Origin of the sequence: Mycobacterium sp. GA-1199 (genome assembly GCF_001500045.1) — a bacterium.
Classification (GTDB): Bacteria; Actinomycetota; Actinomycetes; order Mycobacteriales; family Mycobacteriaceae; genus Mycobacterium.
Genome location: NZ_LQIX01000004.1, coordinates 46,543 through 67,455, shown reverse-complemented (window position 1 = coordinate 67,455; position 20,913 = coordinate 46,543). Strand labels below are relative to the sequence as shown.

22 protein-coding genes are annotated in these 20,913 nt (G+C 66.7%); 14 read left to right on the top strand and 8 right to left on the bottom strand.

The window, feature by feature from the left end; genetic code table 11:
* Window positions 1-93 precede the first annotated feature (93 nt).
* Entirely contained in the window at window positions 94-720 is a 627-nt protein-coding gene (locus AU198_RS04775) for a PaaI family thioesterase (RefSeq protein ID WP_064346358.1), read from the top strand.
* On the opposite strand, the gene AU198_RS04770 is transcribed toward AU198_RS04775, so the two are convergent.
* Window positions 692-2,638: an FUSC family protein gene (locus AU198_RS04770; protein ID WP_156431493.1), complete on the bottom strand. Its 1,947-nt coding sequence runs from the start codon at window positions 2,636-2,638 to the stop codon at window positions 692-694. The two genes, AU198_RS04775 and AU198_RS04770, sit on opposite strands and share 29 nt — an antisense overlap.
* A gap of 432 nt (window positions 2,639-3,070) precedes the next feature.
* Between AU198_RS04770 and AU198_RS04765 the strand changes: the two genes are divergently transcribed.
* The 5 genes from AU198_RS04765 (at window position 3,071) to AU198_RS04745 (ending at window position 6,595) form a co-directional block, all read left to right on the top strand.
* Window positions 3,071-3,907, top strand: a complete 837-nt coding sequence (locus AU198_RS04765; protein WP_064346414.1) for an SH3-like domain-containing protein — start codon at window positions 3,071-3,073, stop codon at window positions 3,905-3,907.
* Window positions 3,904-4,611, top strand: coding sequence for a thiocyanate hydrolase subunit gamma (gene scnC / locus AU198_RS04760; protein WP_064346357.1), 708 nt, complete (start codon window positions 3,904-3,906; stop codon window positions 4,609-4,611). Before AU198_RS04765 ends, scnC begins: the two co-directional genes overlap by 4 nt.
* Complete coding sequence (locus AU198_RS04755; RefSeq protein WP_064346356.1) at window positions 4,608-4,976, top strand: hypothetical protein; 369 nt, start codon at window positions 4,608-4,610, stop codon at window positions 4,974-4,976. The genes scnC and AU198_RS04755 overlap by 4 nt, the downstream gene beginning before the upstream one ends.
* A 26-nt stretch (window positions 4,977-5,002) precedes the next feature.
* Window positions 5,003-5,728: an EthD domain-containing protein gene (locus AU198_RS04750; protein ID WP_064346355.1), complete on the top strand. Its 726-nt coding sequence runs from the start codon at window positions 5,003-5,005 to the stop codon at window positions 5,726-5,728.
* A gap of 99 nt (window positions 5,729-5,827) precedes the next feature.
* A complete protein-coding gene (locus AU198_RS04745; protein WP_064346354.1) occupies window positions 5,828-6,595 on the top strand; it encodes an enoyl-CoA hydratase/isomerase family protein in 768 nt (255 codons plus the stop codon).
* A gap of 7 nt (window positions 6,596-6,602) precedes the next feature.
* Here AU198_RS04745 and AU198_RS04740 read toward each other — a convergent pair whose 3' ends face one another.
* Window positions 6,603-6,800 (bottom strand): (2Fe-2S)-binding protein, encoded by a 198-nt coding sequence (locus tag AU198_RS04740; RefSeq protein WP_064346353.1) that lies wholly within the window; start codon window positions 6,798-6,800, stop codon window positions 6,603-6,605.
* A gap of 9 nt (window positions 6,801-6,809) precedes the next feature.
* Entirely contained in the window at window positions 6,810-7,442 is a 633-nt protein-coding gene (locus tag AU198_RS04735; protein WP_064346352.1) for a hypothetical protein, read from the bottom strand.
* Between the two features lie 241 nt (window positions 7,443-7,683).
* Here AU198_RS04735 and bfr point away from each other — a divergent pair, with 241 nt between their 5' ends.
* The 4 genes from bfr (at window position 7,684) to AU198_RS04715 (ending at window position 12,346) form a co-directional block, all read left to right on the top strand.
* A complete protein-coding gene (bfr, locus tag AU198_RS04730) occupies window positions 7,684-8,169 on the top strand; it encodes a bacterioferritin (RefSeq protein WP_064346351.1) in 486 nt (161 codons plus the stop codon).
* 188 nt (window positions 8,170-8,357) lie between these two features.
* Window positions 8,358-10,409, top strand: a complete 2,052-nt coding sequence (locus tag AU198_RS04725) for an MDR family MFS transporter (protein ID WP_064346350.1) — start codon at window positions 8,358-8,360, stop codon at window positions 10,407-10,409.
* Between the two features lie 62 nt (window positions 10,410-10,471).
* Window positions 10,472-10,954, top strand: coding sequence for a carboxymuconolactone decarboxylase family protein (locus AU198_RS04720; RefSeq protein WP_064346349.1), 483 nt, complete (start codon window positions 10,472-10,474; stop codon window positions 10,952-10,954).
* A 30-nt stretch (window positions 10,955-10,984) separates the two neighbouring features.
* Entirely contained in the window at window positions 10,985-12,346 is a 1,362-nt protein-coding gene (locus AU198_RS04715; RefSeq protein WP_156431489.1) for a glutamine synthetase family protein, read from the top strand.
* Window positions 12,347-12,380: 34 nt separating this feature from the next.
* On the opposite strand, the gene AU198_RS04710 is transcribed toward AU198_RS04715, so the two are convergent.
* A complete protein-coding gene (locus AU198_RS04710) occupies window positions 12,381-12,824 on the bottom strand; it encodes a nuclear transport factor 2 family protein (protein ID WP_064346347.1) in 444 nt (147 codons plus the stop codon).
* Window positions 12,814-14,604, bottom strand: a complete 1,791-nt coding sequence (locus tag AU198_RS04705; RefSeq protein ID WP_064346346.1) for an N-acyl-D-amino-acid deacylase family protein — start codon at window positions 14,602-14,604, stop codon at window positions 12,814-12,816. The genes AU198_RS04710 and AU198_RS04705 overlap by 11 nt, the downstream gene beginning before the upstream one ends.
* 157 nt (window positions 14,605-14,761) lie before the next feature.
* Here AU198_RS04705 and AU198_RS04700 point away from each other — a divergent pair, with 157 nt between their 5' ends.
* The 4 genes from AU198_RS04700 (at window position 14,762) to AU198_RS04685 (ending at window position 17,825) form a co-directional block, all read left to right on the top strand.
* Entirely contained in the window at window positions 14,762-15,673 is a 912-nt protein-coding gene (locus AU198_RS04700) for a dienelactone hydrolase family protein (protein ID WP_064346345.1), read from the top strand.
* Between the two features lie 332 nt (window positions 15,674-16,005).
* Window positions 16,006-16,404 (top strand): hypothetical protein, encoded by a 399-nt coding sequence (locus AU198_RS04695; RefSeq protein WP_064346344.1) that lies wholly within the window; start codon window positions 16,006-16,008, stop codon window positions 16,402-16,404.
* A gap of 267 nt (window positions 16,405-16,671) precedes the next feature.
* The gene (locus AU198_RS04690; protein WP_064346343.1) at window positions 16,672-17,130 is read left to right on the top strand and encodes a hypothetical protein; all 459 of its coding nucleotides are present in this window, start codon (window positions 16,672-16,674) and stop codon (window positions 17,128-17,130) included.
* The gene (locus AU198_RS04685) at window positions 17,127-17,825 is read left to right on the top strand and encodes an HAD family hydrolase (RefSeq protein WP_064346342.1); all 699 of its coding nucleotides are present in this window, start codon (window positions 17,127-17,129) and stop codon (window positions 17,823-17,825) included. The genes AU198_RS04690 and AU198_RS04685 overlap by 4 nt, the downstream gene beginning before the upstream one ends.
* A gap of 12 nt (window positions 17,826-17,837) precedes the next feature.
* Here AU198_RS04685 and AU198_RS04680 read toward each other — a convergent pair whose 3' ends face one another.
* The 3 genes from AU198_RS04680 to AU198_RS04670 form a co-directional block, all read right to left on the bottom strand.
* Window positions 17,838-18,938, bottom strand: coding sequence for an Rv2629 family ribosome hibernation factor (locus tag AU198_RS04680; protein ID WP_064346341.1), 1,101 nt, complete (start codon window positions 18,936-18,938; stop codon window positions 17,838-17,840).
* 82 nt (window positions 18,939-19,020) lie between these two features.
* Window positions 19,021-20,331, bottom strand: coding sequence for a cytochrome P450 (locus tag AU198_RS04675; protein ID WP_064346340.1), 1,311 nt, complete (start codon window positions 20,329-20,331; stop codon window positions 19,021-19,023).
* 62 nt (window positions 20,332-20,393) lie between these two features.
* Entirely contained in the window at window positions 20,394-20,897 is a 504-nt protein-coding gene (locus tag AU198_RS04670; protein ID WP_064346339.1) for a Cif family virulence factor, read from the bottom strand.
* Window positions 20,898-20,913: the final 16 nt, after the last annotated feature.

The following is a 20,913-nucleotide window of genomic DNA, read 5'->3' as shown; positions in this document are numbered from 1 at the left end:
TTTGGGGCCCGCGATCCGTACCTGCTTGAGCGCTCGCGCCCAGGCGCGACGAGCGATTCGACAACCCGCGCTGGAACGTGTTCTAGTGCTTGCGTGGTGGAGTTCACCGACATCGGGGATATACCGGCAGCGGAGATCGACCGCATGCGCGCTGTCTACGGCCCGCTCGCCGCATCGGTCCGACAGCTGATCGATGCGACAATCCGCACCGAGGTGGACGCCGATACGGTGTCGGCGGTCCGCGAGCAGATCGACAACGCGACGGCGGTTCTGCGGTCACGACAGATCGACGGACCCTTCGGCGTGCGTTTCACCACCGGTGGCGACCGGCTGCCGTGGGGCAACCCGGTGATCGGACTCCGCAACCCGATCGCACCGCCGCTGACCATCGAGCACGGTTCCGACGGCAGGGTGTACACCGACTTCGAACTCGGCGCCGCCTACGAGGGGCCGCCGGGACATGTGCACGGTGGAATCTCGGCACTGATCCTGGACCACGTGCTCGGTGAGGTGGCCGCCAACTCGATCAATCCCCGCTTCACCGGAACCATCACGCTGCGGTATCTGCGACCGACCCGCCTCGGGCGGCTGCACGCCGAGGCGACGACCACGAGGTCCGAAGGCATCAAGTCCTATGCGACGGGTTTTCTCGCCGATGACGAGGGTGTGACGGTGGAAGCCGAGGGCGTGTTCATCGAGCCGAGGTGGGCTCGCGGATAGCGGCGATGCCCGACAAGCTGCGAGTGATCGCGCCGATCTCGGCGACCAGAACGCGGGCGGCGCCGTCGTCGCCGGAGAGCCCCTCGGCCTTCTCCCGCACCTGCTGATTGGCCGCGGTCAAGGCCGCGATGTCCACGGTCCACGGTGTTCCCGGATTCGGCGGGGCCCCGCGCAGCGCATCGACGAAATCGTCCACGGCGGCGATGAACTCGGTAGTCAACGTGGGCGGCGGCCGATTCGGCAGATTTGCCTCCAGCGCGGTGCACGAGATGGTGACGGCGTTCAACGCGGTGCGGTACGACCGCAACCACCGACGCAGCTCGCGGGATTCCATTCGGGTCGCACCCGATGCGGCTTCGAATCCGGCGCGAGCCCGATAGGCGTGTTGCCACGCCGATGACACGGCGTCGGCCGGACGGTCGAGGGGGTGGACATAGGCTCTGACTACCGTTGCGGCGTAATCGATCTCGGTCTTGAGAAGTTCGCCGGCGCGGTGATGCAACCGGGTCAGCGCGTGGTCGGGCAACGCGACGTGTGCCACGACCGCGAGTCCGCCACCGACCACGATCGAGAACAACCGGTCCTCGAGGGTGGCTCCGGAAGTGGCTGCGTCGATTTCGAGAAGGAACACCACCGATGCGGCCAGGGCCGCGCTGGTGGCGATGTAACCCGTCTTGGTCGCGGCGTATGTCGCCGCCAGTCCCAGCGTCGCAAGTGCGGCGGCGATCAGACCCGTGGGATGCGCCAGCATCACGATCACCGAAGCGACGACGACCCCCGTCCCGATGCCGGCGAGCCGACCGACGCAACGTGTGTAGGTGTGAGCGGTCTCCGGGCGCAACACCATGAGCACGGTCAGCGCGATCCAGTAACCGTGCGCGACAGGAGCGAGTCGGTCCGCACACGCGGCGAGCGCGACCGCCCCGGAGAGCCGGATGGCGTGCCGAAAAAGGGGTGACGTCAAGGTCATGTGGGAACGGACGGAGGTCAGCGCCCCACGCGCGGGGCTGATCAGGTCGGGCCGGTACAGATCGGGGAAACGCAATTCCGCCGCTTCGTGCAGTTGCTGCGAAAGCCGTTTCACGTCAGGACTTTCCGGCAGGTCCAGTGCGTCCGCCGCGGCATCCAACCGAACCAGGCCGTGCTCGGCGTTGCGCCGAGCGACGTGGGTGTGGTCGGCGATCGCGTCGAGCACTTCGGCCGCGGCCGCCAGCACCCGGGCGACATCGTCGCGGTCCCCGACCGGGGTGCCACGCAGCATCCGCAGTGTCGCCATGATCCGTTCGGGCAGTCGGTGTCCACCGCGGTACGCCTCGGGTCGGCGGCCCGCCTGGGTGTCGATGAACGCATCGCGCAACGACGGTTTCAGCGTCGCGCCGGCGGGCGTCTCCGCGTCGTGGGCGAGCTCACGCGCGTCCGAGGCCAGCGCCCCGTATGCGTCGGCGAGGGCCTCGCGTTGAGTGCGCCATCGCTGCGGCGGCCAGACCGCGATCAACCCCGCCTGCAGGGCACCGGCGACGATCGTCAGGGCGGTCGGGACCAGAACCGAGGACACCGACGGAGCCAGCGGCGGCGCGATCGCGAACAGGGCTCCTCCCGCGGCGGCCACCAGCCCCGCGTTGTTCCCGACAGCCCACTGCAATCCAGCCCCGAAACACCAGAGCGCCAGCACCACGATGAACGCGGCGTCCACCGAAGACAGCAGGGATCCGAGGAAGACGGCCAGGCTCATTTGCACCGCGACGACGAGCACCCGGGCGATCCGCCCGCCCGGGCTGTCCTGCAGGGCGACGGCGCCGGCGACCGCCCCCGCGCCTGCTACCCACACAGCGGTCGCGCCGGAGTCCCACAGCAGCGTGATCGAGGCGACCGCCAAAACCCCGAGCAGGCTCCTGACCACCGCCCACGGTTCGGGCATGGTGGGCCGGAGGGCGTCGATGACCCTGCTGCGGGTGCTCACGTACTCATTCTGACGGTTGGGCACGGCATCGCCGGCCCATCACACGCGTCAATTTTCCGATGTTGCGGGGATGTGACCGGCCACCGCCGGACTGCCGCGCACCGCGATCTCAAAGCTCATGTGCCACAGCACAAGCCCGCCACCCGTGTGAGCCGGTGGGGACCCTCGCTCGATTCGCCTGCACCGACTCGGGTCCGGCGTTAGAGTCAGCCGACGGGGTCGGCGGGTGACAGCATCGGAGGTGCCGGTGGCGGATATCGCTGTCGCGTGTGCATCGACAGCCGATGACAGTCCGCCGTTACGTATCACGAGCACCCCGTCCCATGGGAACCACCGAGTTGACCCGTGCACATCGACGGTGGCTCGGCCAGGGCAACGAAGGGAATCGTCATGAGCACGGCGGCCGAGCGAGCAGCGCAACTCGACCTGGTGGCCCGGTTGAAATCGGCTTATCCCGAACTGCCGGATGCGCCGACACCGGATCTACTCGATCACAACCGGATCACCGCATATCTCAAACCCGTCCACGACGTCGGCGGGGAACCGGATGCGCCGATCAAGTACGAGAACAAGCAGTACGAGCTCTGGGAGCACATGACGTATGTCATCTGCGAAGTGCTGGCCTGGCGCGGGATCTGGCTCTCCGAGGAACGCCGCCGCATCGGCAACGTCGATGTGGGCAGAGCCGAGTATCTGGGGCTGCCGTACTACGGCCGCTGGCTGTTGGCCGTCGCCCGCGTGCTGGTCGAAAAGCACCACATCGGCCTGACCGAGTTGAGTGAGCGAATGGCAGAGGTCAAGGCGCGCTACGAGGGTGGACTGGCCGGTAAGAAGCTGGAAGCCAAGCCGAAGTGCGAAGGCGACGGGGCGGACGTCAAGCGCAACGCCCACCACAAGCACGCGGTGGGCAAAGGCGACCCGCAGGTTTATGCCGGGCAGGCCGGTGAACCCAAGTTCAAAGCCGGCGATGCGGTGCTGGTGCGCGAGCTCCCGGTGATCTTCTACACCCGCACACCCGAATACGTGCGCGGGGCACGCGGCGAGATCGCGACCGTCGCCTATGAAAGCCCGGCGGCCGAGGACGAGACCTGGGACCGCCCGGCCAAACCGGAATGGTTCTACGTCGTGCGGTTCAACATGTCGGAGTTGTGGCACGGCTACACCGGCACCGGCGACGACGTCATACAGACCGAGATCCCCGAGCACTGGCTGGAGGCCGCCTCATGACAGACCACGATCACGATCACGATCGCACGGTGGCACCGATGGTCGACGAGATCACCGACTTCGAGGTGCTCGAGATCGCGTTGCGCGAACTGTGCATCGAGAAGGGCATCTTCACCGCCGAGGAGCATCGCCGCTTCACCGAGTTCGCCGAACAGATCGGGCCGATGCCCGCGGCCACGCTGGTCGCCAGGGCATGGCTGGATCCCGAGTTCAAGAAGCTCGCGCTCGCCGAACCCATGACCGCCAGCAAGGAGGTCGGCGTCGACTGGATGGAGCCGACCGGATTCGGAACCCCCAGTGATTTCACAGCTTTCGAGATTCTCGCCGACACACCCGACGTGCACAACGTGATCGTGTGCGCGCTGTGCTCCTGCTATCCGCGGCCCATCCTGGGCAACTCACCGGAGTGGTACCGCACGCCCAACTACCGCAGGCGAATGGTTCGGTGGCCGCGTCAGGTGCTGGCGGAGTTCGGCTTGTACCTGCCCGACGAGGTGACCGTTCGCGTCCAGGATTCCAACCAGAAGCACCGCTTCATGGTGATGCCCATGCGCCCCGAGGGCACCGAGGACTGGACCGAGGAGCAACTCGCCGAAATCGTCACGCGTGACTGTCTCATCGGCGTCGCCCTGCCCAAGCCGGGCGTCACCACCAACGTCATCACCGACACCCGTCCGGCCGTCCACCCCGCCTCGGAAGCATGAGCGGCACACCGGATCCCGGTATCGAACAGACCACGGTCGCCCCGCTCGAGGAGATCGTCGAGCGCAATCAGGTCTGGTCGCGCATGGCGGCGAAATACGGGGTGCAAAACCCTGTGCCGCCGTGGAAGACGAGCCTGGACGGACTGTGCGACGCCCTCGACCGGGCGACCTGCGAGGCCGGCGTCCCAAACTTCAAGGCGCGCCGCGACGAGGAGGACGTGTTGACGGCGACGCGCTACGCCCAGTTGCCCTACCCCGAGAGCCAACTGGTGGCGCTGGCGCACTCGCTGGTGGCCCGGGGCGTCATCGACGAGATCGAGCTGAGGCAGCGGCTGGCGCGCATCCGCGAGCGGTTGGAAGCCTGACCGCCGCGACGCGTTAGGTTCGCTTCGTGGAGAAAGTCGTCATCACGCTGCGGGGCGCCGACACCGACGACGCCTGGTGTGCGCGTCTGCACCAGCTGGTCGTCCCCGATCTGCTGAGCCTGGGCACTCCTGGTGTGACGGTCAACGTGCGCGACGGCGTGGTCCGCGACTCGCTGATGACGCTGACCACCCTGGACCCGCCTGTGGTCGGCTTCGTCAGCCTGTGGACCCAGCAGTCCTACGGCGTTCAGGTCACCGACGCCGTGGCACGGCTCCGGCAGGAGGCCGACGAGGTGGCCGCTTACCTGGTCACCGAATCGGTGCCGCTGGACCCACCGGATACCGCGCCGGGGGAGCGGACCGAGGGCTTCGCCAACGTCGCACTGCTGCGCAGGCCGGCCGACCTGGACGAGGCGACCTGGTTGACCCGCTGGCACATCGACCACACTCCCGTGGCCATCGAGACCCAGTCGACGTTCGGCTACACCCAGAACGCCGTCGTGCGTGCTCTCACGCCGGGCGCACCGCCGGTCGCGGCGATCGTCGAGGAACTCTTTCCCTCCACTGCGCTGTCCGATCTGCACGCGTTCTTCGCCGCGGCCGACGACGACGAGTTACGCAGGCGCATGGAGCGCATGGTGGCCAGCACGTCGGCATTCGGCGCGAATCGGGACGTCGACACGGTCCCGACCAGTCGCTACGTGTACCGGACTCCGTTCACCAATAGCGCAGTGACACAGGGCGAGTCATGACATCACTCGACGATGCCGTCACGGCTGGCCGTGGCCGAGCGCGCACGCTTGTCGCACCCACCCGGGTCTAGGGCAACGGGTAACGCTTAATCTGCTGCGGTGGCTGAAACGACCCTGCGGATCGACGACGACAACCGGATTCGCACGCTTACCCTGAACCGGCCCGAGGTGCTCAACGCGTTCAACGAGGAGTTGTACCTCGCGACCGGGACCGCGCTCAAGGATGCGGCCGCCGATGACGAGGTCGCCGTCGTGCTACTGACCGGCGAGGGGCGCGCGTTCAGCGCCGGCAACGACCTCAACGAGATGCACAGGCGCATCACCGATCCCGCGTTCAACGAACAGGGCAGCCACTTCACCACGATGATCGACGCGCTCGCCGATTTCCCCAAACCGTTGATCTGTGCGGTCAACGGGGTCGGCGTCGGCATCGGTGCAACGATTCTCGGCTACGCGGATCTGGTTTTCATGTCGGCCGACGCGCGGCTCAAGACCCCGTTCACCAGCCTTGGCGTGGCACCCGAGGCGGCCTCGTCGTATCTGTTGCCGCGGCTGATCGGTCGGCAGAACGCCGCATGGCTGCTGATGTCGTCGGAGTGGGTGGATGCGGCCGAGGCGCACCGGATGGGCCTGGCCTGGAAGGTGTGCTCACCCGAGGAGTTGTTGACCGAGGCGCGCCGGCACGCCGAAATCCTCGCGTCGCGGCCCATCGCGAGTCTGATGGCGGTCAAGCAGACGATGACGGCGCCGACCCGCGAGGGGATCAACGCCGCCACGGCACGGGAGAACGAACATTTTGCGGTGTTGATGGGCGCAGCGGCGAACGCGAGCGCGCTGGCCGACTTCACCGCCAAGCGCGACCAGTGACGCGACGCTAGCGGCTCACCGCTTTGGGCGCTGCGTCGTCGGCCTCGCAGTGCGCCGCGATGATCGCCCGCAGAGTGCGCCGGCACCGCCCGCAGTCGCCTCCGGCGCCGCAGGCCTCGGCGATCTGCTTGGAGGTGCGCGCCCCATTGGCAACGCATTCGCTCACATCGTGGCTGGTGATCCCCATACACAGACAGACGAACATGGCGCCCCGTCACCCCTGCCCGTCGATGCTCATCAAGTGGGCGAACCGACCGATGAAGTGGCTCGGATAGGGACCCAGTCCCACATTGGACATCCACTCCGCGGCCGCGTCCGGGTGATCGATCCACTGCCGGGCGGCGGCTTCGTCCTCGATCTCCTGCAGGATCATGACTTCCTGCCCGTCGTCGAGCGCACGGTAGACCCAGATCTTGCGCACTCCGCCGCGCTTGAAGCGTTCGACACCGTCGTGGACCTTCACCATCAGGGCCGACACGTCCTCCACCGACGACATGACGCCCACGATCACCCGGCCGACGTGGTCGGCGGGCGAAGGCGGGTAGAGGTCGATCTTCTCGACGACTTCGCCACCGAAGATCGGCGGGATGTCATCGACCCCGGCGGTGTCGAACCACTCGAAAACCGCCGATGACCGGAGAACGTCACGAATTGACCGCGCGTTGCGAATTCCAATTGTCACCAGGACGCGGTTCGGCTCCCAGATCGACTCATACACGACGACATGATGGGCGCCGATCGACTGCAAATTATCGCGCCGCTTTTTGAGCCATTGCCACATTCGTTCGACATCGGCGACGCGAAAGTCGCACGCCAAAATCAATGAGTGCAGATCGTACTGACCCATCGATTCTTCCCGTCTCGCCCGTGCCCTCGCCAATGGTTAGCGCAGTCTAACCTTACTTAGCCTAGGCAGTCCAGAGTAGGTCTCGGATCTGCGCCTCGAGTTGCCGGAGCGGTTGAGAATCCACGGGAAAACACGCCTCGCGCAGCTTTTAAAGCGCGCTTGCGCGCCGTAACTGCACTAGCGTGGGAGTTGCACGAGCGACAGCGATTCTTGACCAGCCCTCAAGTGCCTAGGAGCGATCATGCAAGGCGATCCGGATGTCCTCAAACTGCTCAATGAGCAATTGACGAGCGAACTGACGGCCATTAACCAGTATTTCCTGCATTCGAAGATGCAGGCGAATTGGGGCTTCACCGAACTCGCCGAATACACGCGCAAAGAGTCGTTCGAAGAAATGAATCACGCGGAGGACATAACCAACCGAATTCTCCTCCTCGACGGGCTGCCCAACTATCAGCGACTCTTCTCGCTGCGGATTGGCCAGACCCTGCGTGAGCAGTTCGAGGCCGACCTTGCGATCGAGTACGAGGTGCTCGAGCGTCTGCGCCCGGGCATCATCATGTGCCGCGAGAAGGGTGACGCGACCTCGGCCACACTGCTCGAGAAGATCCTCTACAACGAGGAGGAGCACATCGACTACCTCGAGACGCAGCTGCAACTGATGGACAAGCTGGGCGACGAGCTCTACTCGGCCCAGTGCGTATCGCGCCCGCCGACCTCGCTGTAGCGCCTCCCACCACACTCCCTGTTGGCGCGAACGTGCGCGTCTGCGCATGACACGCCGCACTCTTGCAGCGTTTCGCGCACGCTCGTAGCGCGTTTTGTGCACGCTCGCGAGGGCAACCCTCTCCCGGCGCGTAACTTTCATAGCCTTGCTAACGATATGGCTGAAGGGTTCGCATCGGAAGGGAAGCAGTGACGAGTCAGGCCACGACAGCGGCCGCCGATCCCGACGCCGGCGGCGCGGATATCGGCCCGAGGCGCCGCAACGCCATCTTCGTCGCGGTGTTGCTCGGGATGCTGCTGGCCGCGCTGGATCAGACGATCGTGGCGACCGCTCTGCCGACAGTGGTCGCCGACCTCGGCGGCGCGGGCCACCAGTCGTGGGTGGTGACGAGTTACCTGCTGGCGTCCACCATCGTCACGGCCATCGTCGGCAAGCTGGGTGACCTGTTCGGCCGCAAGACGGTGTTCGGCGCCGCGGTGCTGTTCTTCTTGGCCGGTTCGGTGCTGTGCGGTATGGCCGGTTCGATGACCATGCTCGTCGCCTCCCGGGCTCTGCAGGGCGTCGGCGGTGGCGCCATCATGGTCACCGCGATGGCGTTGATCGGCGAGGTCATCCCCCTGCGCGACCGCGGTCGCTACCAGGGAGCGCTCGGCGCGGTGTTCGGTGTCACGACCGTGATCGGGCCGCTGCTCGGCGGCTTCTTCACCGACCACCTCAGCTGGCGCTGGGCATTCTGGATCAACGTGCCCATCGCGCTGGTGGTGCTCGCCGTTGCGGCGGTGGCGATCCCGCCGCTGGCCAAATCCGGAAAGGCCGTCATCGACTACGCGGGCATCATCTTCGTCGGACTGGGCGCCTCCGGGCTGACATTGGCCACGAGTTGGGGGGGCAGCACGTACGCGTGGTCGTCGGCCCCCATCATCGCGTTGTTCGTGGGCTCGGTCGCGGCCCTGGCGGTGTTCGTGTGGGTGGAACTCCATACCGCCGAACCGATCCTGCCGATCCGGTTGTTCGCCAGCCCGGTGTTCACGGTGTGCTGCATCCTCGGGTTCATCGTGGGCTTCGCGATGCTGGGCGCCCTGACGTTCCTGCCGACCTTCATGCAGTTCGTCAATGGTGTCTCGGCGACGACATCGGGTCTGCGCACCCTGCCGATGGTCGCGGGCATGCTTATCACCTCCATCGGCAGCGGCCAGATCGTCGGCCGCACCGGCAGATACCGGGTCTTCCCGATCGCGGGCACCGCGACCATGGCGGTCGCGTTCCTGTTGTTGTCCGGTATGGACGCCGCGACGCCGACCTGGCAACAGTCGCTGTATCTGTTCATCCTCGGCACCGGGATCGGACTGTGCATGCAGGTGCTGGTGCTGGTCGTGCAGAACACCTCGAGCTTCAGCGACCTCGGCGTCGCCACATCGGGAGTCACCTTCTTCCGAACCATCGGAAGCTCCTTCGGCGCAGCGATTTTCGGCAGCCTGTTCGCCAACTTCCTCGCGAGCCGGATCGGACCCGCGCTGGCCGCCAGCGGTGCGCCGCCGCGCGCAGCGGAGTCGCCGCAGGCGCTTCACATGCTCAGTCCGCAGATGGCCGCACCGATCGTCGACGCCTACGCCGACTCGCTGGGTCGCGTTTTCCTGTACGCGGTGCCCGTGGCGGTAGTGGGCTTCGTCGTTTCGCTGTTCCTCAAGGAGGTGCAGCTGCGGGAGGTGGAGACGGTGTCGGCCTCGGACCTGGGTGAGGGCTTCGGCATGCCGGGCACCGAATCGCCCGAGAAGATCCTCGAAGTGGCCGTCGGCCGGCTGTTCCGCGACTCACCGGAGATCCGACTGCGCAGCCTGGCCCGCGAATCCGGGTGCGACCTCGACGTCAGTCAGATGTGGGCGCTGCTTCAGATCTACCGGCAGAACCAGGTATTCGGCTCGGCGACGCTGACCGACATCGCCGAACGACTCCGCGTGCCTTACGAGATCATCGAGCCGGCCTTCGATGATCTGGTGCGACGCGGCCTGGCGCTTCGCACCGGCGAACGGCTCTGGCTGACCCAGGACGGGGTCCGGAAGGTCGACGCGATCTCGACGGCGATCGTGGGCCGCATCGTCGAGAAGTTGGCAACGTCACCGTCCTTCGAAGGGCGCCCGGACCGGTTCCAGGTCGAGGTCGCACTGGAGCGCATCGCGCACCGAATGCTCCTGCAGCGCGACTGGACCGACGACCGCGCCCAGCTGATCGCCACCAGCTGACTGCGCCGATCCGAGAACTAGAACGCGTTCCAATTCGACGACCGCGGGCGTACGATGCGGCCATGAGTCGAATCGGAGATTTCGCCGACGATGACGCGGCCGCCTGGGTGACGAAGTCGCCGGATATCGGCATCGCGATGGCCGGCTTCACCAATGCGGTTTACACGAAGAACCGGCTGCCGATGCGGGTTCGCGAACTGGCGCGGATGGTCATCGCTCTGGATAACGAATGCGTGGTGTGCCAGAACACCCGCGACTCCGAAGGTCTGGCGGCCGGCGTCGACGAGGATCTCTACGATCACGCCGCCGAATGGCGGACGTGGCCCGGCTACAGCGCGCAGGAGCGCATCGCCGCCGAGTTCGCCGAACGCTTCGCCGGCGACCACACCGGCCTGCGCGACGACGAGGACTTCTGGCAGCGTTGCCGCGAGCACTTCTCTGAAGAGTTGCTCACCGATCTGGCGCTGTCCTGCGCGATGTGGCTCGGCATGGGGCGCATGTTGCGCACGCTCGACATCGGCCAAAGCTGCAAGATCACGCTGTAGGCCGCAGCGGGGGCGCGCACAATGGCTGTCGTGAACGCAGGGGCAGCCAAACCGCTCGCGGCGGCGGCGATCGCCCAGCTCGAATCCGACGGGGTGGCGACCCTCATCGGCACGGTCGTCAACGGCGCCGGGCTCACGCTCGCCAAGACCGTGCCACTGCGCCGAATGGGCACGTTCGCCGACCCCGGTCTCGGCGCCAGCCCGGTGTGGCACGTTTTCGCGATCGACCAGAGCGGAATCGTCTTCGGCAACGACATCGGCGTGGTGGGGGATCAGCGGATCCGCATCGACCTCGCCGCACTACGTATCCTTGGTGACGGATTAGCCTGGGCGCCAGGCAATTTCTTCAACCAGGACGGCACCCCCGACGCGTACTGCACGCGCGGCGCGCTCGGACGGGTCGCGGATCGGCTGTCCGATGCGGGAATCAGCACGGTCGTGGGCCATGAGATGGAGTTCGTGCTCGTCGGGTCCGACGGCAGCCGGTTGCCGTCGCACCTGTGGGCCCAATACGGCCTGGCCGGGCTGTTGGAGTTCGAGGGGTTCGTCCGTGACGTCACCGACGCGGCAACCGCATCGGGGGTTGCGATCGAGCAGTTCCATCCCGAGTACGGCGTCAACCAGTTCGAGATCTCGCTGGCGCCACTGCCGCCGGTTGCGGCCGCCGATGCGCTCGTGCTGATGCGGATCATCATCGGGCGGGTAGCGCGGCGGTACGGAATGCGGGTGAGCCTGTCGCCGGTTCCGTTCGCAGGAGAGGTCGGATCGGGTTCGCACCAACACTTCTCGATGCGGCGCGACGATGTCCCGCTGTTCTCCGACGGTGACGGCGTCAACGGCCTGACACCGGAGGGGGAATCGGCGCTGGCGGGTTTGCTCGCCGGCCTGCCCGAGGCTCAGGGCGTGCTCGCCGGTTCCGTGTTGTCCGGCCAGCGCATGCAACCCGGTCACTGGTCGGGGGCTTCGGTCTGCTGGGGCACCGAGAACCGCGAGGCCGCAGTGCGTTTCCTGATCGGCGGCGTCAGCAATCCGCAGGGGGCCAACGTCGAAGTCAAGGTCGTCGATCCGTCGGCCAACCCGTACCTGGCGACGGCGGCGATCCTCGGGCTGGCCCTCGACGGCATCGAACGCAAGCTGACACCACCGCCGGAGACGACGGTCGATCCCTCGACTCTGACCGATGAGCAACGGCGGCGGGCCGGGATCGTGACGATGGCTCAGAACCAGGCCGAGGCGGTCGACGCGCTCGAGCGGTCCTCGCTGATGCGGAGCATCCTCGGCGATGCGGTTGTCGACGCCGTGGTGGCGGTACGTCGCTACGAGCACAAGAACTTCGGTGACCTCAGCGCTGAGCAGGCTGCCGACAAGTTCCGGTTGGCCTGGAGCGTCTAGGTTCTCGCACGCCGCCGCGCGGCCGCGGACCGAGTCAGACCAGCCCAGTCGCGTCGAACACCCAGCTCATATCGGCGTTGGCGAAGTCCTCCATCCACGTGGGCGGGGCGTTGTTGGCCAGTGCTCCCATGTCCCAGTAGTCCTTCCACAACGTGATCTTGCCGTCCTCGACGCGATGCACGCTGACGAACTGAAGCACCGCCGATTCACCGGTGGCCCAATGCCATTCCTCGGAATGCTCGTACATCACGTCGGTACCGTTGTCGACCAGCAATCCCGTGAAGTTCTCGTAGGAGGCCAGCGGCTCCAAGCCGATCTTGAGCCGCTTGACGATGTCCTCCGGCCCGCGCGCAGCAGCTGCCGGACCTACCGGCATGTCGAGGTAGATGCAGTCGTCGGACAGAAAGCTCTTGACCGCCTCCCAGTCACGCGCCGACAGCGCCTTCCACATGCCCAGAACCGTATCCTCAACCGACACCGGCCAATTCACCTTCCAGCTCGACAAGCGCGGGCGCCTTGTGCGCCGCGCGCAGGAATCGTCCGGTCCGCCGTTGACCGACCAGATCGGTCGGTTTGCCGTCGAGGAAGACCGCTCGGCCGCCGACAAACACACCCGAGACCGTGTCGTCGTTGCGGTTGACCATTCGCGACAACCCGCCGTAGTGGTCGACAGGCTCTTCTGCGTACGCGTCCAGCGAGTCGTCGAGGTGGGCGGGGTCGACGATCACAACGTCGGCCCGGTCGCCGATACGGAGGTGCCCGGCGTCCAGGCGATACCAATCGGCCAGCTCACCGGTGAGCCGGTGAACCGCGTGTTCGACCGTCATGAACGGCTTTCCGGCTCGTTCGGCGCTGTACGCGTGGCGCAGCAACCGCAGACCCATGTTGTAGAACGCCATGTTGCGCAGGTGCGCACCGGCGTCGGAGAAGCCCATCTGGATACCGGAATCCGCGGCGAGCTTCTTGAGCACCTCGGGTCGATGGTTGGAGATCGTGGTGCGCCAGCGCAGCGCCGTGCCGTGTTCGAGCACCAGGTCCAGGAAGGCGTCGACGGGATGCACGCCGCCGCGCTCCTGACCGACCTGGCCGAACGACTTGCCGACAATCGACGCGTCCGGGCAGGCGACGATCTCGGCGTCGAAGAAATCGCGCTGCCACACCCGGATTCCGAGCTTGCTCTCGTACTCCTTGCGGAACCGGCGCCGGTAAGCCGCGTCACGCATGAGCTCGTTGCGCTCGACCTCGTCGCGCAGATGCAGCGCCGCCGCGCCCGCGCCGAACTCCTCGAAGACCACCAGATCGATGCCGTCGGCATAGACCTCGAACGGGACCGGCAGGTGCTGCCAACGGAAGTTCCCGCCGAGCTTGTTGACCAGCCGGGCGGCCGGGCCCAGCGCGTGGATGCTGTACGGGTTCGATTTCACGTCCGCGGCCGACAGCAGGCTGGTCTTGAGCGGTTTGCGGAGGATGCCCAGCGACTGCGCCAGCTGCGAGCCGAGATTGAGAGGGTTCTGAATGTCGGGGCCCGACTGCAGAACCCGGCCGCTGCGACGCAGCAGTGCCTTGAGCCGACGTAGTTCGCGCGGTTTGGCATAGGTCGACGGAAGAGTCCTCGACCGGCACACGTCACCGTCGAGCTTGTCGAAAAGCAGCTGCTGTGACGACATTCCGACGAAGCCGGCCTCCAGCGCCTCCGACAGCCAGCGCTCCATCTGCGCTTGCTCGGGCTTGGTCGGGCGCTGATCTTTACGCGTGGCGCGGTCGAGTCTCATGATCGCGGCGCGCATGTCGGAGTGTCCGATGAACGCCGCGATGTTGGGGCCCAGCGGCCGGGACTCCAACGCCTGAATGTATTCCTCGCAGTTCGACCAGGTCTTGTGCCGTTCGACCGCGGCGATCACGTGGTCGCGGGGGATCGCCTCCACCCGGCCGAAGATGTCACCGGCGTCGCTGGCGTCGACGTGCACCGTCGACAGCGAGCAGGACCCGAGCATCACCGTGGTCACACCGTGACGCAGCGACTCCGCGAGGGCGGGACCGTTGAGCACCTCCACGTCGTAGTGGGTGTGGATGTCGAGCATGCCGGGCAGGACCCATTTGCCCGTCGCATCGATGATCTGCGGGCAACCGGTCGCGTCCAGATCGTTGGGGCTGACCGCCACCACACGACCCGCACGGATGCCGAGGTTGCGGATCGCCGACGGAGCGCCGGTGCCATCGAACCAGCGGCCGTCGCGGATGATCGTGTCGTAGGTCACCCCGCCATAGAACAGCCCGGGCGATTAGCCTGTCAATCGCATCCGTGAACAGATTCGACAATTTGTCTACTAACTCCGCTGACATGCACTTATCCGAGCGGCCACCTGTCCGGGCAGTGGGTTCCGGCGGCGTCTGCATCGGGGCATACTCGCTGGGATGACCCCCATCCAGCGGTACATCGCCGAAGAGATCGCCACCGACCACGTCGAAGGACTGCTGTCTCGGCGCGAGGCGCTGCGCCGGCTGGCGCTGCTCGGCGTCGGCACCGCGGGCGCCACGGCGTTGTTCGCCGCGTGTGGCCAGAACCAGGAGCAGAAGTCCGACACCCCGGCCACGTCCAGCGGCGCAGTCACGCACAGCGCCCCGCCGCCGGGCAGTGAGACCGCGGTGCCCACCACTCCGGTCACCTGGGAGGGACCTCGCGGCGAACTGCAGGCCGCCTGGGCCGAGGCCCCGGACGTCCGTGGTGGCGTTCTCGTGATCCACGAGAACAAGGGGCTCAACGACTACATCCGTTCGGTGGCGGGTCGGTTCGCCGGAATCGGCTACTCCGCGTTGGCGATCGACCTGCTGTCGGCCCAGGGCGGAACCTCGATGTTCGCCGATCCCGCGGAGGCGACGGCGGCGCTGGGCAAGATCCCGCCGCAAGACGCGGTCGCGGATCTGAGATCAGGCATCGACGAACTGCAGCGGCGCGTACCCGGGAAAAGGATTGCCGCCGTCGGCTTCTGCATGGGCGGCGGTTATGTGTGGCGGCTGCTGGCCGCGGGCGAACCCCGGCTGTCGGCGGCTGTCCCGTTCTACGGGCCAACACCCGACAACCCCGACTTCTCTGGATCGAAAGACGTTGCCGTGCTTGGTATTTACGCGGCGCAGGATCAGCGGGTGAATGCCACCGAGCCCGTCGCGAGGGCGGCGCTGGAAAAGGCCGGTCTGGTTTTCGAGTTGGTCACCGAACCCGACGCCAATCACGCGTTCTTCAACGACACCGGGGAGCGCTACAACGCGACCGCCGCGGCCGATGCGTGGCGTCGTGTGCAGGACTGGTTCACCCGCTACGTCGCCTGAGCCCCGCGACGTCGCCCAAGCCCCCGACGTCGCCCAAGCCCCCGCGACCGTGCGCGTCTGCGCACGACACACCGCCGAAAGTCAGCCGTTTTCGCACCCTCGTCGGCCGGCGATCGTGCGCAAACTCCGCAGTAGAGGGCAGGCTGCGTGCGTTGACCCGTTCGGAGCTGACTCCTTTGATGCAGACTCGCACACTCATTGACCGCCGACGGTGCGCAAAGTGCGGCCAGATCGCGGCGCGTCGTGTGCAGACCCGCACGCTGCTCGCGAATAGAGGGGGTGCGCGGCGAGAAGGGCCGCGCGAAGGTGGCACCTTGACCTACGATCCGGGAATGATCAGGTCGCTGATGGTCGCGGGTTTCGCGGTCGCCGTGAGCTGTGCGTCGGTCACCGCGACGGCTGGCGCCGATCCGGGCGATCCACCCTGCTCCTTCACCCTCTCCGCCCCGCATGTCGTCCACGTGGCGGGGACAGACATGGTGGCGGTGACGATGTCGCCGTCCGCCTGTGACGGCGGCACCCCGTATCAGTCGATCGCCTGCGTCGAACTTCAGGGCAACGCGGGTCCGGAGAATTGCGTGCAGAACAACGGCTTGTTGACGGCGCGGGCGTACTACTCGCCGTATCAACCGGGAGCGACATATGTGGCGACCGGCCGGGGCTGCTCGACGTCGGGCAATCCGCCGGAGCCGGTCTGCGAACCGTCCGGACCGTTGACCGCGACTCTCTAGCGTCACGCGACAACGCCGCCGCGGCCTGAAATCCCGCTCCGCTGCGGCGCTTTCACTCACTCGACAGGTAGTCGCAGTGCGCCGACGGGGTCGAACTGAGCTGCTCGACGGCCGCTTCCAAGCCACAGTCGAAGAACCGGGCGCCCACCGTGTCCCGACCGCCAACGGGTTGTCTGACGCGCCGCCGTTTAGGTGAGCTGCCGCCCGGGCACACGCAGAATTAGCGGGTTCGTCAACGAGCCGGCTCGACAGACCAAAGGAGCCGACATGGATAACAACGCCATCGTGTGGATCATCGTCGCAATCGCTCTGATCGCCGCGATCGTGCTGGTGGCGGTCCTGGCGCGCAACGCGCGCAACAAGCGCCGCCGTATGGAGGCCGAGCGGCTCCGCACAGAGGTCGACGAGAAGTCGCATCATCTCCAGAAGCGCGAGACCGTCGCGCAGGAAACCGAGGCACGCGCCCGCGCCGCCCAGGCCGAGGCGGAGGCGAAGGCCGCCGAGGCGGCCCGGCTACAGGATGCCGCCCAGACGCACCGCAACGCGGTCAACACCAAGCGCGACGAACTCGACGAGCAGCGCGCTCGCGCCGATGCCCTGGACCCGAACACCCGCGCGTCCGACTCCGCCGCCGATCCGTCGACCACCAAGACCGACGGTGTGCGAGACGATCTCACCGCGCGTCCCGACGCCAAACGGGCCCCCGAGCAGCACCACCGGTCGTGACCGGCCAAGCCAAGACCATCTCGGCCGTCCTTTTCGATATCGACGGCACCCTGGTCGACTCGAACTATCTGCATGTGCATGCCTGGTATCGGGCGTTCGAGGAGGCCGGTCACCCCGTGGAGGCCTGGCGCATCCACCGCTCCATCGGGATGGATGGCACGACGCTGGTCAACACTCTGGCAGCCGATGCCGACGCGGAGGCGCGTAGCCAGGCCAAAGACCTGCACTCGCGCTACTACAAGGAGTTGGCGCCGCACCTGAGGCGGCTGCCGGGCGCGCGCGGTCTGCTCGAAGCGGTGCACAAACTCGACATCCGCGTCGTGCTGGCGACCTCGGCCCCCGAAGAGGAGCTGTCAATGCTGCGCGAGGTGCTCGACAGCGACCACCTGGTGTTCGCGGTGACCTCATCGGAGGATGTGGACACCGCCAAACCCGAGCCCGACATCGTCGAGGTCGCTCTCGAGCGCGCGGGGGTGACGGCCTCGCACGCCGTTTTCGTCGGCGACACCGTTTGGGATGTCGAAGCCTGTAAACGCGCGGGCGTCGACAGCATCGGTGTGCTCAGCGGGGGAGTCTCCCGTGGTGAGCTCGAAAAGGCCGGAGCGCAGCGGGTTTTCGGGCACGCGCTCGAGCTCTGCCAGCATCTCGACGACACGCCGATCGCCGCGCTGGCCAACATCGTCGGCGCCCGCTGAGCCTCGCTGGCGTCAGCGGGGCAAGGCGTACCGCAAGATCGCGGCGACGCCGTCGGCCGGATCGATGCGTTCGTCGGTGCGGATCAACGCGGCTCCGGTGTTGATCGCCGCCATCGGCAGCGCCTCGTCGGCCCGCAGTGTCTGGCTCGGTGCCGTGCCGAGCTCGGACAACACGTTGGCGTTCGGCGCGACCGTGGTCAGGTCATCGCCGGCGACGACGGTCGCGTCTCCGACGTCACCGATGATCAGGGTTTCGACCGCGCCGGCCCGCAACGCCGCCGTCACACCGTCGAGTCCCTCGGTCGCCATGCCCTCACCGCGTCCGAGCTCGGCGGTCAAGCGTTGTGCGGCATCGTCGATCGCGGCGACGCGGCGACGCTGGAACTCCTGATCGATCTCGTGCTGCAGGTCGGCGTCGTCGAAACCGCTCTGCCGCGCCCCCACAGCCACGTCGACCAACAGCGAAGCGACCCGCTCGGGTAGTTGCGCGGCCAGGTCGGTGCGAGACTGCACCTCACCGACGACGAATACGACTTCGGGTTTGGCGTCGTCGACCAGCGTCGTCAGCTGGTTGGCGACGGCCCGGATGTTTTGTTGACGCGCTTCGTCGCTGGTGCGTTGCGGGTCGCCGTAACCCGGTGTGTCCGCGCCAGATGCTTTGTGCACCGGGTAGGCGTCACCGTCGACGGTGTCCGATACCGCGGTGCCCTCGCGGTACAGCGTGATGTCGCCACCCTCGTAGTCCACGATCACGACGGCGTACGTCGGGCGGTCGAGGCCGTGCTCGACGACCGGGACGATGTAGGGCAGCGCCGAGACCCGGACGACGGGCTCGATGGGCCGAATGAGCTGTTCGTTGACCAGGACACCGTCGGCGCTGGCCACGACCGCGCGACCGCTGGGCCCGACCGGGGGCGTCGCGTCCGTGATGGCCTGCTCGATGCTCTCGGTCACCGCCGGGTCGGCGCCCTGCTCCTCGAGTTGCTCACGCAACGCGCGCCACTTCAGGTCCATCTGGGCCGCCGCGTCGGCGGTGTTGTGGGAGTCGTCGAAGTACACCGAGGCGTAGGGGCCGTTCGAGGTCAGCAGGGTACGAAAGTGATCGGGTTGCATGACCGTTGGTTACCCATGGCGCAGCTGACGACACAGGCGATCGGCCAACCAGGTCTCGAAACGTGTCGCCGCCGCGACGAGCTCATCGAGGCGGCGTCCAGGACACCGGTAAGCGTTTGATCCCGTGAATGAACGGCGACAGTAACCTCGCCGGTTCCTCGGTGGCGGCGATATCGGGTATCTGCCGGTGCAGCTCCTCGAAGACGACGCTGATCTCGCGCCGGGCGAGGTTGGCGCCCAGGCAGAAATGGGCGCCACCACCGCCGAATCCGGCGTGCGGATTGGGGTTGCGCGTCACGTCGAACGTCCACGGGTCGGCGAACTTGTCCTCGTCGCGGTTCGCCGAGCAGTACCACAGCGTGGCCTTGTCGCCCGCAGACATCGTGACACCGCTGAGTTCACAGTCCTCGGTCAGGGTGCGGCGCATGTAGTTCACCGGGAACGCCCACCGGACGATCTCCTCGACCGCGGTGGGGGCGACGGCCTCGTAGTCCGCCCACCAGCGCTCGCGCTCGCGCGGGTAGCGGGTGAGCGCCAGCACGCCGTGGCTGATCGCGTTGCGGGTGGTCTCGTTGCCGGCCACCACCAACAGGATGAAGAACGATGCGATCTCGGCCGACGTCAATCGCTCTCCGTCGACCTCGGCCTCCACCAGCGCGGTCGTCAGGTCCTCCTGGGGACGCGCACGACGATCCTCGGCATGAGCGGTCGCGTAGGCGCCGATGTCCATCGCGACCTTGACGAACTCCTCATAGTCCTGAGCGATGTCTTTGTCCCCGAAGCCCAGGATCACGTTGGTCCAGTGGAAGATCTGCTGGTGGTCGGCCTCCGGGATGCCCATCATGTCGCAGATCACCTGCAGGGGCAGCGGCCCGGCCAACTCCGCGACGACCTCGCCGTGGCCGTCGGGATGTTCGGCGATCATTCCTTCGACGAGGCGCCGGGCACGGTCTCTGACCGAGGCCTCGGTGCGCGCCACCACCCTCGGCGTGAAGGCACGACTGACGATGTTGCGCAGGCGAAGATGCCGCGGATCGTCGGTCACGATCATCGAGCCGAAATACTCCGACAGTTCCGGGTTCGCATCGTTGATGGTGATGCTCGGACTCGAGCTGAAGATATGCGGATGCCTGCTGGCATACCAGACGTCGTCGAACTTGGTGATCGCCCAATGGCCGGGACCTTCCTGCACACCGGGGGTCTCCAGCGGAGCGTGAAACGAGACGGGCGCCTCGCGGCGCAGCGTGGCGAAGGCGCCGTCGCGGAAGTCGTCGGGCTTGACCCAGAAGTTCCACGAGCCCAGGTCCACCTCGGACAGCGGCACCTCGGGCGGAGGGGCGCCGTTCTCCCTGACCAGGTGCGCACCGAAGGCGGGCGGCGTAGCGGTGTCCACCCGTCCGAGGGTAGGCCGATATCCGCGCCGGGAGGGCGATTCGGGCGCAGTCGCCAATTGGCCTACGGCATCTGCCAGTTCATGTTCTCGGCGAACACGCGGGCATCGTCGGAGAGTGTGCCGAGCTCATGACAGCGCTGGACGTAGCCCTGCACCATCACCAGGAAGTTCATCGGGTTGTAGGCGTCCTCCTCGTAGCTCCACTTCCCGTCACCGGCGTACCTGAGCACCGTGATCACCGGTGCGCCGTGCACGCTGCCGTCGCCTGGATCCTTCATCGTGTTGACGTTGCGGTTGATCACCCAGCCCTTGTCGACGTCGATCGAATACCACTCGACCGGATAGAAGGGCATCTCGCTGCCGGGGAATGTGTTCATCGTCGAGACGATCCAGTCGCGGATGGCCTCTCGGCCGGACATGTCGCCCAGCGCGTGCTCGACATAGGTCGCGTCCTCGGTGAAGTGATCGGCATAGCTCGACCAGTTCCACGTCCTACCGATGTCGACGACCGCGTCCTGATAGGCGCGAAACGCCTCGTCGATCTCCTCACGTGACCATTGACCCATCGCAGGCTCCTCGGCA

Excerpts from the sequence above, each read along its gene's own strand:
- AU198_RS04770 (WP_156431493.1), bottom strand. The coding sequence starts at position 2,638 with ATGCCCGAACCGTGGGCGGTGGTCAGGAGCCTGCTCGGGGTTTTGGCG.
- AU198_RS04765 (WP_064346414.1), top strand. The coding sequence starts at position 3,071 with ATGAGCACGGCGGCCGAGCGAGCAGCGCAACTCGACCTGGTGGCCCGG.
- scnC (WP_064346357.1), top strand. The coding sequence starts at position 3,904 with ATGACAGACCACGATCACGATCACGATCGCACGGTGGCACCGATGGTC.
- AU198_RS04755 (WP_064346356.1), top strand. The coding sequence starts at position 4,608 with ATGAGCGGCACACCGGATCCCGGTATCGAACAGACCACGGTCGCCCCG.
- AU198_RS04740 (WP_064346353.1), bottom strand. The coding sequence starts at position 6,800 with ATGTTCGTCTGTCTGTGTATGGGGATCACCAGCCACGATGTGAGCGAA.
- AU198_RS04735 (WP_064346352.1), bottom strand. The coding sequence starts at position 7,442 with ATGGGTCAGTACGATCTGCACTCATTGATTTTGGCGTGCGACTTTCGC.
- bfr (WP_064346351.1), top strand. The coding sequence starts at position 7,684 with ATGCAAGGCGATCCGGATGTCCTCAAACTGCTCAATGAGCAATTGACG.
- AU198_RS04720 (WP_064346349.1), top strand. The coding sequence starts at position 10,472 with ATGAGTCGAATCGGAGATTTCGCCGACGATGACGCGGCCGCCTGGGTG.
- AU198_RS04700 (WP_064346345.1), top strand. The coding sequence starts at position 14,762 with ATGACCCCCATCCAGCGGTACATCGCCGAAGAGATCGCCACCGACCAC.
- AU198_RS04695 (WP_064346344.1), top strand. The coding sequence starts at position 16,006 with ATGATCAGGTCGCTGATGGTCGCGGGTTTCGCGGTCGCCGTGAGCTGT.
- AU198_RS04690 (WP_064346343.1), top strand. The coding sequence starts at position 16,672 with ATGGATAACAACGCCATCGTGTGGATCATCGTCGCAATCGCTCTGATC.
- AU198_RS04680 (WP_064346341.1), bottom strand. The coding sequence starts at position 18,938 with ATGCAACCCGATCACTTTCGTACCCTGCTGACCTCGAACGGCCCCTAC.
- AU198_RS04670 (WP_064346339.1), bottom strand. The coding sequence starts at position 20,897 with ATGGGTCAATGGTCACGTGAGGAGATCGACGAGGCGTTTCGCGCCTAT.